This window comes from Flocculibacter collagenilyticus (assembly GCF_016469335.1).
GTDB lineage: Bacteria > Pseudomonadota > Gammaproteobacteria > Enterobacterales > Alteromonadaceae > Flocculibacter > Flocculibacter collagenilyticus.
Genome location: NZ_CP059888.1, coordinates 636,621 through 653,456 on the forward strand (window position 1 = coordinate 636,621; position 16,836 = coordinate 653,456).

The window sequence follows — 16,836 nt, forward strand, 5'->3', positions numbered from 1 at the left end:
GCATGTCACAAGAGTACTTTCCTTTAAATCCCATTAAGAAAAAAGTGTTAGCAAACCGTTATTTTGATACTCAAGAGTCAACGCTCAAAGAGCAATTTCATGGTTTTTGTATAACCTCACGGTTCTATACTCTCGAAGACGTGCAAGACCAAACATTTGCTGATAAAAGTCGATATTTAGTAGTAGGTCATGGCGATGACTTAGGTAAGCTTTTGATTATTCCGCTAATTGCAGGTGCTTTTGGGTCGTTTATTTCTATTATGATGTTTTTAATGTGGCCTTTTTTAGAAGGTGATGATCCTTATCCATTCGAGTTCGCTTTAGCAGTGCTTTGCTGGAATTTATTCTGGCTTAATGTCCACCCATTTATTTCAAAGTATACTTCACAAAGGTACATGACTTTTGATAGAAAACGACAACAAGTTTCGATTAGAAAAACAGTTGCAGATAAAGACGTCGAACGACGTGATGAATATGGCAATCCTTGTTTTCATTGGAAGGATGTTGTTTGTTGTTGGAAAGGTGTGCCAAATGGCAGAGGGGCAACGGTATATGTTCCTATCATAAAGCATATTAATTACAAGCAATATCCATGGTTTAGAGTACGTGTTGATGTCGCTGAAAGTGTAGCTTGCGCTGGTGTTGTTGCTGAGTTTTGGGAACGCATTGTACGCTTTATGGAAAAAGACAAGCCATTACCCGATATTCCTGAATTTGAAAAATACCGTCATTTATGTCCCGTTACTGTAGAGTTTGATAAACAAAATAACCGCCCATCAAACTACTGGAATGAAATGGGCACAAAGCAGCAAAAGCAAATTAAGTTAGAATGCATGAATGAAAGGTTGGCATTTCACTGGGATCCTGATAGCCCTAATGAAGAAATCATTCGCCCTTGGGAGCGCTGGCCGATTGATGAAAGTTTAAAAGATAAAATGGATTATAAAAGAAAGCTTAAGATTATCGCGCTTCAATTATGCCTAGGCCTACCTTATGCGAAGTAATGAGTGTATTCGTTAAATCATGTCGCAAGAATATTTTCCTGTTAACCCAATAGAAAAAAGGGTGTTAGCGAATCGTTATTTTAAAGCCGAAGAGTCAGTGCTTGACGAAAAGTTTCATGGCTTTTGTATTACTTCACGTTTTTATAAAGAGAAGAAGCGTTACCCTAATACTCTTGCCGATAAAAGCCGTTATTTGGTTGTCCAGCATGGTGATGATTTGGGCAAGTTATTGTTAATACCAACAGTGGTAAGTATCGTTGGATTAGTAATTTCACTAATGATGCTTTTGATGTGGCCATTTGTTGATGACCCTTTTGAGTATGAAATACCCCTTGCTGTTCTATGTTTAAATCTCTTTTGGCTAAATGTATATCCTTTTTTAGATAAATTCAGCTTACGCAGGTATATGTATTTTGACCGTAAAATGCAACGTGTATCGATTAGAAAAACAGTTGCAGATAAAGATGTTGAGCAGCGCGATGAGCTTAATAATCCGTGTTTTAATTGGCAGGATGTAGGTGGCTATTGGGAAAGTATGCCAAATGGCAGAGGGGCAACCGTGTATGTGCCTGTTATAAAACATAATGATGAAACAAAATACCCCTGGTTTAGGATCCGTGGTGATGTGGCTGAAAGCGTAGCGTGTGCATCAGTGGCGGTGTCGTTTTACGAGCGTATTGTACGTTTTATGGAAAAAGATAAACCGTTACCAGACATCCCTGAATTTGAAAAGTACCGCCATTTATGCCCTGTGACGGTAGAGTTTGATAAAAAAAATAACCGTCCAGCAAACTATTGGGCAGAAATGGGCACAAAACAACAAAAACAAATAGAAAGTGAGTGCTTACATGAGAATGTGGTTTTTCGTTGGGCATCAGGTCAACCTAATGAAGAAATCACTCGCCCTTGGGAGCGCTGGCCAATAGATGAAAGCTTAAAAGACAAAATGGACTATAAAAGAAAGCTTAAGATTATCGCGCTGCAATTGTGCCTAGGCTTACCTTATGCGAAATAATGAGTGTATTCGTTAAATCATGTCACAAGAATATTTTCCACCATGTCCCATAGAAAAAAAAGTGTTAGCAAATCGGTACTTTGACACTGAAGAATCAACACTAAAAGAACAATTTCATGGTTTTTGTATTACTTCTCGTTTTTATAATATTGATGGCCCTACCCCAAATGAATTCACTGATAAAAGTCGATATTTAGTTATTGATCATGGTGATGACTTAGCTGGTCTTGTTTTTATCCCTATGGCGTTAGGTATACTGGGTATCGTAATTTCAATAGTTATGCTCGTAATGTGGCCACTTACAGATGACTCTTTCCCGTATGAGTTGCCAGCGGCAGTGGTATGTTGGAACTTAGTTTGGTTAAACCTGTACCCATTTATCGTAAAATATTCAATGGGAACGTATATGTATTTTGATAGGAAAAAACAGCGAGTATCGATAAAAAAGCGGGTAAAGGATGAAAAGGTTGAACAACGTGATGAATTTAATAACCCTTGCTTTAGCTGGGATGATACCGTATGTCATTGGAAAAGCATGCAAACAGGACGAGGTATTAGTATATTTGTTCCAGTAATCAAGCACGTTAATTCTGAGAAATACCCGTGGTTTAGAGTTAGAGGTGTTGTAGCGGAAAGCGTAGCTTGCGCTGGTGTTGTTGCTGAGTTTTGGGAACGCATTGTTCGCTTTATGGAAAAAGATAAGCCATTACCAGACATTCCTGAATTTGAAAAGTACCGCCATCTATGCCCAGTGACAGTAGAGTTTGATAAACAAAATAACCGCCCAGCAAACTACTGGGCTGAAATGGGCACAAAACAACAAAAACAAATAGAAAATGAGTGTTTACACGAGAAGGCAGCTTTTCGCTGGGAGTCAGGTATACCCAATGAAGAAATCATTCGTCCTTGGGAGCGCTGGCCAATAGATGAAAGTTTAAAAGATAAAATGGATTATAAAAGAAAACTTAAGATTATCGCGCTTCAATTATGCCTAGGCGCACCTTATGCAAAGTAAGGATTGTACAAGTTAAATGGTTCTACCCTAAAATCCATTGACCCTTCATGCTGAAGGGGAAAAGCTGTTTGCTGTGTTTCTTTGTAGGTTCCAAAAAAATCCCCTTGTTAATCTTTTAGACTATACTGATTTAATAAAACAATATTGATAAATAAAACAAAATGTCGTGAGTTGCTATTTAATGCTTGAGATTTCGCCATTTACGCAATAGAGTAAAAATTGTGCATGGTGAAAATAATAAAAACAAAAACCTGAGTTCAGGGTAATAACAAACACATTCCGCCATGTACTTATAATAAAAAATGGCAACTGGCTGCCTAATGCAAAGAGTCATACAACAATGGGAATGGAAAATATGAATTTAGCTCGATTGGCGTTAATTATCGCCGTGACCTGCGGTGGTGCTTCCGCTCACGCTGTGCAACTTGATGTAGCGAGTATTCAGTCTCAGATTCAATCGCGGCAAACCGAACTCGAATCTTACCAAAGTTCTCTCCAAACCTATTTAGATGAATCGCGGTCAATGCAGGAACAACTCTCTTCCTTGCGACAACAGTCTAAAGCGTTAGATAAAAAGAAAACTATCGCATTAGACGAAATGAACGCCCAATACCAACGAATGATCGATAACCCCTCCCTTGATATTTCTGAAGACCGTAAAGCGTATGTTGATGCAGTCAACGCCCATAAGCAAAACAAAGAAGACATCATTAACCAGCTTTCTGCTATTCAAACTAAAAAAGAAGAAATTGAACAAGTTAGGCTGTCAATTCACACACTACTTAACACGCTTGAGGGAATGCGAGAGCGATTAAACAGTGCTCGTGTAGAGCGTATATATCGCGAATTTAATCAAGACGGTAATTTAGCTATCAGCAATAAAGTATCGTGTGACTTAGATGAAACCATTGCTCGCTGTTCGCAACGAGCAAAGCAGTTGACGAAACAAAAAGCCTCTAAGCGCTTTTTAGATAAAATTTATCATCAACTAACCGAAGCAAAAGTGGCTGAAGATTATCGTGCGACGACAGATGCAAATGTTGTTATTTTAGGTTCCACAATTAACGACAGTGGCTTTAGTGGTCAAGCAGACTATTTTGTGAAAATGAATGTAAACATGCGTGGTAACTTAAATAAACATCAAGCATGTTCGTTGCTGAATTTAGACGCTCGATATTGTATTTCATTTGATAAGCCTGAAAAAACGGCATTAAAAGCTGATGATAAGCAACTTGATGATTCAGTAATGTTTGAGCTGACGGTGCGCTCAAACGTGTATGATGACGAAGTGTTTATTGATGGCGTAAGTTATGGCTCTACAAAATTGGCAGTGATGCTGCCAGCAGGTCCACATACAGTGAAAGTCAGCAAGCTAGGGTATGAACCTTACTTTGAGGAATTAATACTGAAAGAAGGCAGCACCATAAAGGCGGAATTAAGCAAGTCGTCACAAAAGTTTTCTACGGGTGAAAAGATTCTGGATTATTTATCCAATGATAAGCCGGGCCCACAATTGGTTGTAATCCCCGCTGGTGGCTTTCAATTTGGGGATATAGCTGGACGTGGGTTAGACAATGAGCGCCCCGTAGTAAGCTATCAAATTGAGAATTCATTTGGTGTGAGCGAAAACGAAATAACGGTAGAGCAGTTTGACGAGTTTGTACATGCGACAAGTTATGTGTCAGATGCAGAGCAAGGCAAAGGGTGTGCATATTACGATTCGGGCAAACCAGTATGGGATCAAACGTTAAATTGGCGCGAGCCGGGCTTCAAGCAGCAACCGAGCCACCCTGTAGTGTGTATTAGTTTATCAGATGCGCAGCGCTACACAGATTGGCTGTCCAGTGAAACGGGGAAAAATTACCGTTTGCCAACTGAAGCTGAGTGGGAATATGCAGCAAGAGGCAACCAAGAAAGTGATTATTGGTGGGGCGAGAGTATTGGCACTAATAAAGCCAACTGTGGCTGGTGTGGCACGCAGTGGTCAAACAAAGGTTCTTCGCCTGTTGCCTCGTTTAAGCGCAATCAATTTGGGCTATATGACACAGTAGGTAATGTGTGGGAATGGACATTGTCGGAAAGTGAAAACAGTGAAGGGGTTGTAAGAGGTGGCGCATATAACTTTGCACCGCGCTTAGCCCGCGTTTCAACGCGCATTCCGCTGGCAAGCGATTTTCGTTCTAACTACATCGGTTTTAGGGTTGTCCGAGAGCGCTAACGAGAGCGTAAATACAAGCAAAATTAAAGCAACCGCATGGTTTAAAAAGGGGCAATTATCTGCCCCTTTTTTGCTGATTACGGTAAAGTAGAGTGTAAGATAGTTTTGAGTTTAAAGAGCATGTCAAATAAGCACCTAAATACAGCAAAATTGGTAGCGTTACCCCCAAACGTTGAACGGGGTGATCGCGTTATCTTATTTGATGGTGTATGTAAGTTATGCAATGCGTGGAGCAAGTTTATTATTGCTTACGACACTAAGCGTAAATTTAAACTGTGTAGCGTGCAGTCTGATGAAGGGCAACAAATACTAAGTCACTTTGGTTTATCAACAATCGAGTTTAGTACGATGCTGTATGTGGAAAGCGAGCGCTGCTTTGCACAAAGCACTGCATTTTTTAAGATTATGAGTGAGCTAGGCTTTCCTTGGAAGATACTGTGCATTTTTAGCGTAATTCCGCGCTCACTCCGTGATTGGTTGTACGATTGTATTGCACTAAACAGGTATAGATTATTTGGTCGCTACGACACGTGTTTGTTGCCTACTGCTGATCATAACGACAGGTTTATTAAGTAAACCACTCGGCCATTCTTGCTGAATAAAGTTCCTTAAGCTGATACATAAAAATTGCATAATTTGGCATTTATCGTCTATGCTCGTTTTAAAATGCGATAAAAACACAATATTTCCTATAAACATCAGTTTAATTAAGGATATGCACTTGCTGATTAGTAGGTCCGTTGGTAAAGTTAGCGCAGTCGTACTTATTGGTAATTATTGTAAAGGATTCTCACATCCATGTTTAAAAAACTCCGCGGTGTTTTCTCTAATGATTTATCTATCGATCTTGGTACAGCGAATACGTTAATTTATGTAAAAGAACAAGGCATCGTACTTAACGAGCCTTCTGTTGTTGCGATTCGTCAAGAGCGTGCTGGCGGCCCAAAAAGTGTTGCGGCTGTAGGTCAAGAAGCAAAACAAATGCTAGGTAGAACGCCTGGCAATATTAAAGCAATCCGTCCAATGAAAGACGGCGTTATTGCAGATTTCTATGTTACAGAAAAAATGCTGCAATATTTCATCAAACAAGTTCATAACAATAACTTTTTAAGACCAAGCCCACGCGTTTTGGTCTGTGTTCCTTGTGGTGCTACCCAAGTTGAAAAACGTGCTATTCGTGAATCGGCTTTAGGTGCTGGCGCACGTGAAGTGTATTTAATTGAAGAACCGATGGCAGCGGCCATAGGTGCAGGTTTACCAGTATCAGAAGCCACTGGTTCGATGGTTGTTGATATTGGTGGTGGTACTACCGAAGTAGCTATTATCTCATTGAACGGTGTTGTTTACTCTTCATCTGTGCGCATTGGTGGCGATAAGTTTGACGATGCAATAATTAACTACGTACGACGTAATTTTGGTAGTTTAATTGGTGAAGCAACAGCAGAACGTATTAAGCATGAGATTGGCTCTGCGTTTCCTGGCGACGAAGTGAAAGAAATTGAAGTACGTGGTCGTAACCTAGCGGAAGGGGTGCCTCGTAGTTTTACACTAAACAGCAATGAAATTCTTGAAGCATTACAAGAGCCGTTAACGGGGATTGTTAGTGCTGTGATGGTAGCGCTTGAGCAGTCACCACCTGAATTAGCGTCTGACATTTCAGAGCGTGGTATGGTGTTAACCGGTGGCGGCGCACTACTAAAAGATTTAGATAGATTATTAATGGAAGAAACGGGTATTCCAGTCATTATCGCTGACGATCCACTTACTTGTGTTGCAAGAGGTGGCGGTAAAGCGCTTGAAATGATTGATATGCACGGCGGAGACGTGTTCAGTTACGACTAATTATGAATGGCGGCACTAGCCGCCATTTTACAAGTGAATAAGCATGTTCAACAAGAACAAGGAGCTTTATCTGCAAACGCTGGTTATTCATATTTGTTCTTGTTTTACATTAATGATACCTAACTAGACATTATATATGGATCCAATTTTTGGGCGTGGCCCATCCCTGCAACTAAGGTTGCTAATTGCTATTGTATTCAGCATTGTGCTGATGTTTGCAGATCACTTTACTAATAGTTCAGCGACAATTCGTACCTACCTTAATTCACTCGTTAGCCCGTTAATTTACATGGCAAGCTTGCCTCAGCAAATGCTTGACTGGTCTGCTCAACAAGTAATGACCCGTGATCAATTAATGTCGGAAAACAACCAGTTACGCGAAAGAATCCTTACTCAAAACGAACAATTACAACGCTTTAAGTTTTTACAAAATGAAAATGAAAAACTACGTGCATTGTTGAGCTCTCCGGTGCGTACTGATGTAAAAAAACTGTCTGCGGAAGTGCTTGCCGTTCACAGTGATAGATTTAGCCATCAAGTGGTGATTAACCGCGGCTCTACCAATGGCGTATATGAAGGGCAGCCCGTTATTGATGATTCTGGCATAGTTGGGCAAGTGTTATATGTAGGCACTACTACAAGCAGAGTGTTGTTAATTTCAGATACCACCCATGCAATTCCTGTACGCATTCAGCGTAATGATATTCGCACTACCGTTGAGGGTATCGGCAAACTAAGGCAACTGAAACTTAGCCATGTTCCTCACAGCACGGATATTAAAGTGGGCGATAAATTAGTGACGTCTGGTTTAGGCAACCGTTTTCCACAAGGCTACCCAGTGGCTAAAGTCACATTTATTAATCGTGATGAAAGTTTGCCGTTTACACAAATTTACGCAGAACCTGAAGCACTATTAGATCGTGTTCGATATGTACTTTTACTATGGCCTGAGCGCAAAGAACAGGTGAGTCAATAATGGTTACTAAACGCAGTAATTCCCCTTTATTTATTAGTTTTACGCTGTTGCTGTCGTTAGTATTAGCGATTATGCCGATGCCCTTAGCGTTTGAGTATTTTAGGCCAGATTGGCCACTGCTGGTAATTATGTACTGGTCTATCGCGTTACCAAATCGGGTCAATATTGGTGTGGCTTGGTTAGCAGGCTTTATTCTCGATTTACTCTTGGGTACGGTATTGGGTATTCATGCAGTGACTTTCGCCATTATTTCTTATATTACGGCGTCAAATTATCAAAAAATTAGAAACTTCTCGGTATGGCAACAGGCCATCATTATCGGTTTATTTCTTGCCCTTTATCATTTGCTGGTATTTTGGCTGAGTCATTTTTTAACTGACGTGTTCTTTATCCCACAATATATGTGGCCTGTACTCACTGGTACCTTGGCATGGCCTTGGGTGTTTTTATTATTACGCAAATACAGACGGCAATTTAAAGTAAGATGATTTATTTAGCATCGCAATCTCCACGAAGAAAAGAATTACTCGCTCAGCTTGACGTAGAATTTGAAGTTATCGCAGCCAGTATTGATGAAACGCCTTTTTCAAATGAAGCGCCTCGTGAATATGTTGAAAGAATGGCTGCTGAAAAAGCCTTAGCAGGTGCGAAAAAAGTAAACGATGCCGATATCGTTTTAGGCTCAGACACCATTGTGGTTAGTAACAATCGTATCTTAGGTAAACCCACAGATTTTGCTGATTTTAAACGCATGATGAGCTTGTTATCTAACAGCACCCACCAAGTTATGACTGCTGTAGCAATTTGCACTGACGCTAACGTGAGATGCGAGGTGGTGCAATCTGATGTGACATTTAAAGCGTTATCGGAAGATGAAATTACACGTTATTGGCAAACCAACGAACCTTGTGATAAGGCTGGCGGTTATGGCATTCAAGGAATTGCAGGTAAGTTTATCATGCGTTTGAATGGCAGTTACTCAGCTGTTGTTGGCCTACCGTTATACGAAACAGATACTTTACTTAAGCAAGTGATTGCAGATAAGGTGAATGAAAAATGAGCGCAGAATTATTGCTTAATGTAACACCTAGCGAAACGCGAGTCGCGTTAATTGAAAATGGCGTGTTACAAGAAATGCACCTAGAACGCATCGGCAACCGAGGCATTGTTGGCAATATTTATTTAGGAAAAGTGAGCCGTGTATTGCCCGGCATGCAGGCTGCGTTTATCAATATTGGCTTAGAAAAAGCCGCTTTTTTGCATGCTTCCGACATTGTTTCTAATAACACTATTGATGAGCCTGTTGAAGGCGCGACAGAAAAACATGCGCCTGATATACGTGAGCTAGTGCACGAAGGTCAGTACATTATGGTGCAAGTAGTAAAAGACCCGCTAGGTACCAAAGGCGCACGTTTAACCACAGATATTACTATTCCATCACGTTATTTGGTGTTCATGCCTGCTGCTAAACATGTCGGTGTAAGCCAGCGAATTGAAAGTGAAGAAGAACGTAATCGTTTAAAGCAATGCGTAGCAAAACATAATGATGATACAGGAAGCTTTATTGTTCGCACCGCTGCTGAAGGGGCTGGTGAAGATGAACTAGAGCAAGATGCGAAGTTTCTAAAAAAGCTGTGGTCAAAAATCCTTAAAAAGAAGAAAAAAAGCCGTAAAGAAGTCATTATTCATGAAGACTTAACCCTAGCATTTCGTATTATTCGAGACTTTGTAGGAGCTGATTTAGAGCGTGTTCGCGTTGACTCAAAATTCACTTTTCAGCAATTAAAAGCCTTTACGGAAGAGTTTGTGCCTGCGTTAAGTGAGCTATTAGAGTATTACCCCGGTGAGAGACCCATTTTCGACTTGTTTGATGTTGAGAACGAAATTCAACGTGCCCTTAATCGCAAAGTGGAGCTCAAATCTGGTGGCTATCTCATCATCGATCAAACCGAAGCAATGACAACCGTAGACGTAAATACGGGCGCGTTTGTAGGGCATCGAAATTTAGAAGAAACCATTTTTAATACCAACATTGAAGCAACCCAAGCGATAGCTCGTCAGCTGCGTTTACGTAATCTAGGTGGCATTATTATTATCGATTTTATTGATATGAATAATGAAGATCATCAGCGACGCGTATTGCACAGTTTGGACCACGCATTAGCTAAAGATCGTACCAAAACCAATATCCATGGCTTCTCTGCGTTGGGATTAGTCGAGATGACTCGAAAAAGAACACGAGAAAGTTTGGAACATATTCTCTGTTCAGAGTGTCCTATATGTCAGGGACGTGGAAATTTAAAAACTGTGGAGACAGTTTGCTACGAAATTTTACGCGAAATTGTGAGAGTAAATCGCGCCTACGACGCTGATAAGTTTGTTGTTTATTGTGCGCCGTTAGTGTCTGAGGCATTAATAAACGATGAATATCACAATTTAGCGGAGCTAGAGGTTTTTATCGGTAAGTTAATTAAAATTCAAACTGAATCGTTGTATAACCAAGAGCAGTTTGATGTGGTGATGATGTAGTGCAACGCGCTAAAAAAGCTTGTTTTTATTGTTTTAGAAAACTATGGCAATTGTCTGCAATTACCATAGTGACCGTGGCTGTGCTTATTTCGGTGTTAAAGTACACCTTGCCTTATGCAGACAAATATCGAGTTGATTTAGAGCAATTCATTCAGCAAAAATACAATGCAAATATTCGTATTGGCCATCTTAGCGCGAGCTGGGAACGAGAAGGGCCAGCAATTGTCTTGCAAAAGTTAACCCTTCGTCCTACTGAAGAAGCGCCACTGGATCTGGCAATCAAAGAAATTAGATTAAAAATTGACTTTTGGGGCTCGTTAACTGAGCGCAAAATAAAGTCGAGCTTTTTTGTGTTAGATGGTGTGATTGCAAAATTGGACCCACAGCGCTTAGTTTCGGGTAAACCAGCCAGTGATGAAACTCCTATTCAAGAAGCGCTTAGTAAGCTATTTCTAGGACAGCTGAAAGAGTTTTCTGTTATTAATAGCCATGTCATTCTGACCAATCAACCTCAAAATCGCCAAACTATCGCAATTGAAGAACTGGCTTGGCGCAATGATAAAAACCATCACCAAGGTGTTGGAACATTCTTTTTAAAAGGTTTTTCTAACAACACATTAAGTTTTATTTTAGATTTATATGGCTCAGAAGCTGACGCCCTTTTTGGGGAGTTGTATGTTGATGCGAGTGATGTGGATGTGTCTCCTTGGTTGAGCCAAGTGGTTGCTGATAAATACCGTATTGATGATTCAAATTTAAGCTTTAAAAGTTGGGCGCGTATTGATGATGGCGTGATTAAGCGTGTTCAGTTTGAGCTAGGTGAAAACCAATTATCTTGGTTAGCTCAACAAAAGCGCCACCAAGTTAATTTTAGTCAGGGGCAAGTAGAGTGGTTGCCAACCGAGTCAGGCTGGGATTTAAGAGTACATCAGCTAGCATTGCACACAGAACGTTTAGCGTGGCCTACGCTTAATTTTTCGTTAAGAAAAAAGCAGCAATTATATACTGGTTCAGTAAATAACATTGATATAGAACGTATTTTACCTACCGTACAATTATTTTATTCTGAAGAGGCATTAGATAATGCTATTTCTCAATATCACCCTGAGGGAGTGATATCTGACTTATATTTTGAAGCTGAAAATGTTGACAGTGATAGCGAGCTATATTGGAAATTGGCAGGTAAGTTAGATAACGTCGGCTGGAACAATGTTGAGGACATCCCAGGCGCTCAAGATTTAGCTGGGCAATTTTATGCGGATACAAACAGCGCTTATGTTGATATAAATGGAGAGTACAACTACCTACTGACTGGCCGTTTATTTCGTAAAGCCATAGCTTACAACAAACTTGGTGTCACATTAGGGGCGCATAAAAGTGAACAGGGTTGGCGAGTATTTTCTCCTCAAGTGCAGCTTGTCAGTGATGATATTTCTTTTCAAGGTGAGTTTGGCCTTGATCTAACTGAGCCTTCGGCAGTACTTGGCTTATATGGTGAACTAGCACTGAATGATATTGCTAACGCAAAAAATTACTATCCTTTTGGCTACATGCCTGACTCCACCATTGAATATTTAAACAAGTCGTTAAAATCTGGAAAAATTAAAAAAGCGCATGTTTTGTGGCAAGGCGCATTTGCCAATTACCCGTACGCTGAAAAAGATGGGCGCTTTTTAGTGCAAGCTGAGGTAGAAGATGGCGTGATGCAGTTTGATTCAGAGTGGCCAGAAATCACAGAACTTGCTGCTACATTACGGTTCGAAAACGCCAATATGTTGATCACATCGCGTGCAGGCGACTTATTAGGTATTGAGTTAGGGCAAGCGGTTACTGCGCAAATTGTAGACTTATATATTGCCGATAAATTATTAATTGATATAAAAACGCAAGCAGATGCCACCAAGGTGGTAAAGCTGCTACAACAAAGCGGATTAAAAGATTCTGTAGGCAGTGTGTTTAATACGATCATTCCGGAAGGTATCGTACGTGCACATGTAGGTTTAGATATCGGTTTAGAAGAGAGTTATGTTGATGCTTACGGTGATGTCTTTTTTGACAATAATTTAATTAACATTACAACCCCAGCGTTAACGCTTGAGCAGGTTTCGGGCAAATTAAGTTTCTTTAATGACAAACTGAACGCAACCAATCTCACCAGCCAGTGGCTCCAACTCCCGCTCGACATTAAGTTTACGTCACAACAATTAAGAGACGACTACAAGGTGAATATAGCGTTGTCCCAATTATGGCCGTTGGAACAAGTTAATCAATCGTTTAATTTACCTATGCAGCAGTACCTGCAAGGCTCAGTGCCGTTTGTTGCAAATGTGGATTTAAGCTTAGCGAATGAAAAGTTTAACTATGTTGCTACGCTAGATGCCGATTTAACACAAGTTGTATCAAATTTACCTGCGCCTTATAACAAATTGGCTGATGAGCAAAGTCAGTTAGTGGCGCTGGTAAAAGGCGACGATATAAGTAACTTAATTACGGCGAATATCGATCAATCGTTATATTTCAATGCGATTTTGCCAAACGATAAACCAGAGTTTAGCCGTGCGCATTTAATTCTGGGTGAAGAAGACTTAGGTTTACCAGGGCAAAACTTTAATATTTCGGTTAATTTACCTGAAGTAGATGTCGTGCCGTGGACGCAGCTTGTAAATCATTTAGCATCAAATATTACGACGGATGATAATTCTCCATCAGTATTAGGGTTACCTGAGCGTATAAGAGGAAAAGCAAAGCAACTGCATGTTTACGGGCAAACATTTAATAATGTGCAATTTGATACTGAGCAATTTGATAAATTTTGGCAGCTAAACCTGAACGCCAGTGAAACCGCATTAAGAGCTGAATTTAGTAAAGATTGGTTAGAGCAGGGCGTCACGGTAAACGCTGACTATTTAAAACTAGGCGAATTTAACACAACTGCCGAAGCCACTGCTGACACTCACCCGCCAGCATCACAACAAGAAAAGCACGCTGCACAACAAGCGTTGATGGCTACGATTCCGCCTATTACCTTTAGTTGTCGTGACTGCCGTTGGAAAGAATACGACCTTGGCAAAGTAAATTTTGCTTTGAAGCGCGATAAAAACAGTCTATCGATTGATAATTTAACGGTTTATCGTACACGAAACTCATTAGCTGGCCGTCTTAAATGGCAGTTAACTGAGCAAGGCAGTAACACCGCTATTACGGCTCGATTATTAAGTGACGATTTTGGCGAACTGCTTAGTGGTTATCAACTAACGTCATCGATTAAAGACAGTGATGCAGATATCCGTGTTAATGCGTCTTGGCAGGATGCGCCGTATGAATTTGCTTATGAAAAATTAAATGGTGAAACCGTGTGGAAAATGGGCGAAGGACATTTAACAGAAGTAAGCGATAAAGGGGCACGCCTGCTGTCAATTTTAAGTTTAGACTCCTTGTTTAGAAAGCTGCGTTTTGATTTTAGAGACGTATTTAGTAAAGGGTTGTTTTATAACAGCTTCAATGGCTCGATGCAGGTTGTTAATGGTGTCGCATCCACAAAAGACACCAAAATTGATGGCATAGCCGCAGATATCTCAATCAAAGGTAAAACTGACTTGCAAAGTAAGGAGATGTCTTATGATTTGTCGGTGGCACCTAAAGTTACCTCTAGTTTGCCAATATTAGTTGCGTTTATGACAACCAACCCCATTACTGGGTTAGCAACACTCGCGTTAGATAAAATGATTGAGTCGGCAAACGTGATTTCAGAAATAAAATTCAAATTAACGGGTACGATTGATAAGCCTAACTTGGTTGAAGTTAAACGTTTCAGTAAAGATGTTAACTTACCTAAAACTGCAACACCTAAAAAGAATTCAAAAACAATTGACGACACTATTATTGATTCGCCGCCGTTGAAAATTAATCAGTGATCGCAATGACAGTATAAGGACAACAATGACTACTGTTTCTGCTCTGCAAATGGTATCGGTACCTGATATACACCAAAACTTAGCAACGGTTGATAAATGGTTATCCACTCATCATGTAGAGGGAGAGCACTTGGTCGTACTGCCTGAATGTTTTGCTTTTTTTGGTGGAAAAGATAAAGAGAATCAATCGATAAAAAGCAACATTGGCGAAGGGGTTATTCAAGAGAAATTACTTGAACTCGCTAAGCGTTATCAGTGTTGGATAGTTGCAGGTACGATTCCTACTACTGCAGTAAAAGATGATGAAGTATTACCAGATAAATTTTCGGCTACCTCGTTGTTGATTAATAGTCATGGGCGCATTGTTGCCGATTATCAAAAAATTCATTTGTTTGATGTAGATGTTGCGGACAATACCCGTAGTTATCGTGAGTCTGATAGTACCCTAGCTGGCAATAAGGTAGTGGTGGTGGATACGCCGTTTGGTAAATTAGGTATGGCGGTGTGCTACGATTTGCGTTTTTCAGGGTTATTTCAATCAATGCGCGAATCAGGTGCTGAGTTATTTGTGTTGCCAAGCGCATTTACCAACGTGACAGGTAAAGCACATTGGCTACCTTTATTACAAGCGCGCGCAATAGAAACACAATGCTATATGGTGGCTGCTAACCAAGGTGGTGAGCACCAAAATGGCCGAGAAACATACGGACATAGTTGCATTATCGACCCGTGGGGGCGGATCAGGCAGCAAGCTGAGTATGGAGAAGCTATTATTAGTGATACTATTGATTTAGTAGAATTAGACGCCGTTAGAGCTAAGATGCCAATTCAGGCACATAACAGATTTAATACAGAGATAAAAACATTATGACAGTGACACATAATTTGATTGAGCAATCAGGCTTATCGCTAGATGATTTATCACAAACACTAGGATTGATTCATCAGCATTCTGTAGATTACGCCGATTTATATTTTCAAAGTAGTCACAACGAGTCATGGGTGCTAGAAGACGGTTTAGTTAAAGAGGGATCTTTTAATATCGAACGTGGTGTCGGTGTTAGAGCGATAACAGGTGAAAAAACAGGCTTCGCCTATTCAGACGAAATTAATCTTGCAGCTTTACAACAAGCTGCAAAAGCGGCCAGAGGCATAGCGTCGCAGGGCCAAAGCGGTACGGTGAATGCGTGGCAAAAACGTGAAAACAGTGTGATTTACCAGCCATGCCAGCCTTTAGATAGTTTAACAGAACAGCAAAAAGTTGATTTATTACATAGCATTGAAGCATACATTCGTGAGCAAGAGCCTCGCGCGGCACAAGTTGTTGTAAGCTTATCGGGTGTCTATGAAGAAATATTGGTTGCAGCAACTGACGGTACATTTGCTACTGATATTCGTCCGCTAACGCGTTTAAACTGCTCGGTATTAATTGAAGAAAATGGCCGCCGCGAACGTGGTAATGCTGGTGGCGGTGGTCGAAGCGATTACCAGTACTTTTTAGAGTTAGAAGACGGCAAACCAAGGCACATGCATTACGCTGATGAAGCGATTCGTCAAGCGCAAGTACAATTAGAAGCAATAGAAGCGCCTGCTGGCGATATGCCAGTTGTGTTAGGTGCAGGTTGGCCGGGTGTTTTACTACATGAAGCAGTAGGGCACGGTCTAGAAGGTGATTTTAACCGTAAAGGTGCATCCGCATTTAGCGGCAAAGTCGGTGAGAAGGTGGCTTCTGAGCATTGTACAATTATTGATGATGGCACTTTGCAAAATCGCCGAGGCTCACTTAATGTGGATGATGAAGGGACGCCAAGTCAATATAACGTACTAATTGAAAACGGTATTTTAAAAGGTTACATGCAAGACAAGCACAACGCTAAATTGATGGGTGTGGCACCAACAGGCAATGGCCGCAGAGAGTCCTATGCGCATTTACCTATGCCGCGTATGACAAACACCTATATGTTGGCTGGTAAGCATGAGCGTGATGAAATTATTGCATCCGTTGAAAAAGGCATTTATGCACCAAATTTTGGTGGCGGACAGGTTGATATTACCTCGGGCAAGTTTGTGTTCTCAGCTTCAGAAGCGTATTTAATAGAGAAAGGTAAAATTACGCGACCAATTAAAGGGGCTACCTTAATTGGCAATGGACCAGAATCGATGCAAAAAGTCTCAATGGTGGGTAACGACCTAGCGCTCGACCAAGGTGTTGGTGTTTGTGGTAAAGATGGTCAAAGCGTGCCAGTAGGGGTGGGTCAGCCAACCTTAAAAATTGACGAAATTACGGTAGGCGGTACAGCTTAGTACCCGTATAGCTATAAGT

The 16,836-nt window shown here is 40.7% G+C and carries 13 protein-coding genes; all 13 read left to right on the forward strand.

The genetic code is table 11. The annotated features are described in order from the left end of the window. Positions 1 to 2: 2 nt before the first annotated feature. A complete protein-coding gene (locus HUU81_RS02810) occupies positions 3 to 1,004 on the forward strand; it encodes a hypothetical protein (RefSeq protein ID WP_199610761.1) in 1,002 nt (333 codons plus the stop codon). 19 nt (positions 1,005 to 1,023) lie between these two features. After that, positions 1,024 to 2,019 carry a hypothetical protein gene (locus HUU81_RS02815; RefSeq protein ID WP_199610762.1) on the forward strand — a complete coding sequence of 332 codons (996 nt, stop codon included), beginning with the start codon at positions 1,024 to 1,026 and terminating at the stop codon, positions 2,017 to 2,019. A gap of 19 nt (positions 2,020 to 2,038) precedes the next feature. Next, on the forward strand, positions 2,039 to 3,034 hold the full coding sequence (locus tag HUU81_RS02820) for a hypothetical protein (protein WP_199610763.1): 996 nt from the start codon (positions 2,039 to 2,041) through the stop codon (positions 3,032 to 3,034). A 355-nt stretch (positions 3,035 to 3,389) separates the two neighbouring features. Next, the gene (locus HUU81_RS02825) at positions 3,390 to 5,252 is read left to right on the forward strand and encodes a formylglycine-generating enzyme family protein (protein WP_199610764.1); all 1,863 of its coding nucleotides are present in this window, start codon (positions 3,390 to 3,392) and stop codon (positions 5,250 to 5,252) included. Between the two features lie 120 nt (positions 5,253 to 5,372). Further along, positions 5,373 to 5,828, forward strand: a complete 456-nt coding sequence (locus HUU81_RS02830; protein ID WP_199610765.1) for a thiol-disulfide oxidoreductase DCC family protein — start codon at positions 5,373 to 5,375, stop codon at positions 5,826 to 5,828. 222 nt (positions 5,829 to 6,050) lie between these two features. Beyond that, a complete protein-coding gene (locus tag HUU81_RS02835) occupies positions 6,051 to 7,094 on the forward strand; it encodes a rod shape-determining protein (protein WP_199610766.1) in 1,044 nt (347 codons plus the stop codon). A 136-nt stretch (positions 7,095 to 7,230) separates the two neighbouring features. Then, positions 7,231 to 8,070, forward strand: coding sequence for a rod shape-determining protein MreC (gene mreC, locus HUU81_RS02840; protein ID WP_199610767.1), 840 nt, complete (start codon positions 7,231 to 7,233; stop codon positions 8,068 to 8,070). Further along, the gene (mreD, locus tag HUU81_RS02845; RefSeq protein WP_199610768.1) at positions 8,070 to 8,558 is read left to right on the forward strand and encodes a rod shape-determining protein MreD; all 489 of its coding nucleotides are present in this window, start codon (positions 8,070 to 8,072) and stop codon (positions 8,556 to 8,558) included. The genes mreC and mreD overlap by 1 nt, the downstream gene beginning before the upstream one ends. Beyond that, positions 8,555 to 9,130, forward strand: coding sequence for a Maf family protein (locus HUU81_RS02850; protein ID WP_199610769.1), 576 nt, complete (start codon positions 8,555 to 8,557; stop codon positions 9,128 to 9,130). Before mreD ends, HUU81_RS02850 begins: the two co-directional genes overlap by 4 nt. Next, a complete protein-coding gene (gene rng / locus HUU81_RS02855; RefSeq protein ID WP_199610770.1) occupies positions 9,127 to 10,599 on the forward strand; it encodes a ribonuclease G in 1,473 nt (490 codons plus the stop codon). The genes HUU81_RS02850 and rng overlap by 4 nt, the downstream gene beginning before the upstream one ends. Beyond that, positions 10,599 to 14,513 (forward strand): YhdP family protein, encoded by a 3,915-nt coding sequence (locus HUU81_RS02860; protein ID WP_199610771.1) that lies wholly within the window; start codon positions 10,599 to 10,601, stop codon positions 14,511 to 14,513. Before rng ends, HUU81_RS02860 begins: the two co-directional genes overlap by 1 nt. 25 nt (positions 14,514 to 14,538) lie before the next feature. Beyond that, positions 14,539 to 15,384 carry a carbon-nitrogen hydrolase family protein gene (locus HUU81_RS02865; protein ID WP_199610772.1) on the forward strand — a complete coding sequence of 282 codons (846 nt, stop codon included), beginning with the start codon at positions 14,539 to 14,541 and terminating at the stop codon, positions 15,382 to 15,384. Next, entirely contained in the window at positions 15,381 to 16,817 is a 1,437-nt protein-coding gene (gene tldD, locus HUU81_RS02870) for a metalloprotease TldD (RefSeq protein ID WP_407644832.1), read from the forward strand. The genes HUU81_RS02865 and tldD overlap by 4 nt, the downstream gene beginning before the upstream one ends. Positions 16,818 to 16,836 lie beyond the last annotated feature (19 nt).